The 1,626-nt window shown below is 75.1% G+C and carries 2 protein-coding genes and 1 pseudogene; all 3 read right to left on the bottom strand.

Annotated elements, in window-relative coordinates:
* Window positions 1-339 (bottom strand): annotated as a pseudogene (locus tag L0B03_RS17555) (hypothetical protein); the annotation flags it as partial.
* A gap of 64 nt (window positions 340-403) precedes the next feature.
* Window positions 404-1,009 (bottom strand): GNAT family N-acetyltransferase, encoded by a 606-nt coding sequence (locus L0B03_RS17550; protein WP_250448260.1) that lies wholly within the window; start codon window positions 1,007-1,009, stop codon window positions 404-406.
* Window position 1,010: 1 nt separating this feature from the next.
* A partial coding sequence (locus L0B03_RS17545; RefSeq protein ID WP_250448258.1) for a molybdopterin-binding protein occupies window positions 1,011-1,626 on the bottom strand: 616 nt, incomplete at its 5' end.

The following is a 1,626-nucleotide window of genomic DNA, read 5'->3' as shown; positions in this document are numbered from 1 at the left end:
GCGGCGGGCCAGGTGGGCGGCGCGCTGGGCGTGCTCGGCGGCACTGCGCCGTGCGGCGTCCGCCGAGATGCGGTCCGTGGTCGCGTGCGGTCGGTCCATGGGTCCACCCCCTCCTCGTGCTGCTCGAGCCGTGCTGTGCAGCGGGAAGGGTGCCCGTCCCGCACTCGTCGTGCCCCCCGCCCGGGTGGCCTGGGCCACGCGCAGGACCCGCAGCCGCTCGGAGTACCTGTCGTCCGCGCGGGACTCGAGGAGCTGCTGGCGGTACCGCAACCGGTGCGGCACCAGGTAGGCGATCCACAGGCCAGCCATGGCGATCACCACGAGCCCGGCCTGGTTCACGCCACGACGGTAGGCGAGGGGGAGCACGCCGGCCCGCAGGGGTCGCGGCGTGTCGGCTCGGGAACTACACGGGTGTGGTTCGGGTGCGTCGCCACCGGGCCATCAGGCCCTCGGGGACCTCCTCCGCGGTCACCGCGAAGGTGCGGTGGTCGCGCCACTGCCCCTGGATGTGCAGGTAGCGCTCGCGCACCCCTTCGTCGCGCAGACCGAGCTTCTCGACCACGCGCAGGCTCGGGGTGTTCTCGGGGCGGATGTTGATCTCGACACGGTGCAGGCCTACAGGGCCCAGGCAGTGGTCGACCGCGAGGGCCACGGCCGTCGGCGTGATGCCCCGGCCGGCGACGTGCTCACTGATCCAGTACCCGATGCTCCCCGAGCAGAGCGACCCGCGCACGATGGTCGAGACGGTCAGCTGCCCGACGAGCTCACCGCGGTACTCGACGGCGAAGGGCAGCGCCGAGCCCGAGCGTGCCTGCCCCGCGAGGGCCCGGACGAACTCCCCGAAGCTCGGGGCCGGGCCGGTCACGGGCTCGGGGGAGGTCGCCTCCCACGGGTCGAGCCAGCGCGAGTTCGCCGAGCGGGAGTCCAGCCACGCCCGGGCGTCACGCCGTCGCAGGGGCCGCAGGACGACGTCGCCCTCGCGCAGCACGACGGGCCAGCCGCGGGCCACGTCAGCTCTCCAGCACCAGGCAGGCGAGGGCGTCCCCCGCCCGCACCTGGGTGGTGTCCTCCCCGACGACGGCGAGGGCGTTGGCCCCGGCCAAGGAGGAGAGCGCGACCTGCGACGGGTCACCCACGGGGCTCACGGTGTAGCCGTCGGTCGGCGAGCCCAGCACCCGGGCGGGCACGAACTGCCGGACACCCGGGGGCGAGGCCCACGGCCGGGTGGAAGCGGCGCGCAGGGACGGCCGGAAGATGTCGGTGTGACCGCCCATCGTGCGCAGCGCCGGACGGACGAAGACCTCGTAGGCGACCTGGGCCGAGACCGGGTGCCCGGGCAGCGCGAAGACCGGGATGTCGTCGACGGTCCCGAACCCCTGGCGGGGGCCCGGGGCCATCGCGACGTGGTCGAAACGCACGGTGCCCAGCGGCGCGAGCACGTCCGTGACGGTGTCCCAGGGCCCTGCGCTCAGGCCCCCGGTGATCACCAGGAGGTCGGCCCGGACGAGCTGGTCGGCGATGACCTCGCGCAGACCCGCGCGGTCGTCGGCGACCGGGCCCACGCGCACGGCCGTCGCGCCGGTGTCGTGGATGGCAGCGGCGAGGGCCTGCGCGTCGGCGTCGTGC

Origin of the sequence: Actinotalea sp. C106 (assembly GCF_023630195.1) — a bacterium.
In the GTDB taxonomy this organism is placed as follows: Bacteria; Actinomycetota; Actinomycetes; order Actinomycetales; family Cellulomonadaceae; genus Actinotalea.
This window is presented reverse-complemented; position numbering and strand designations above follow the sequence as displayed.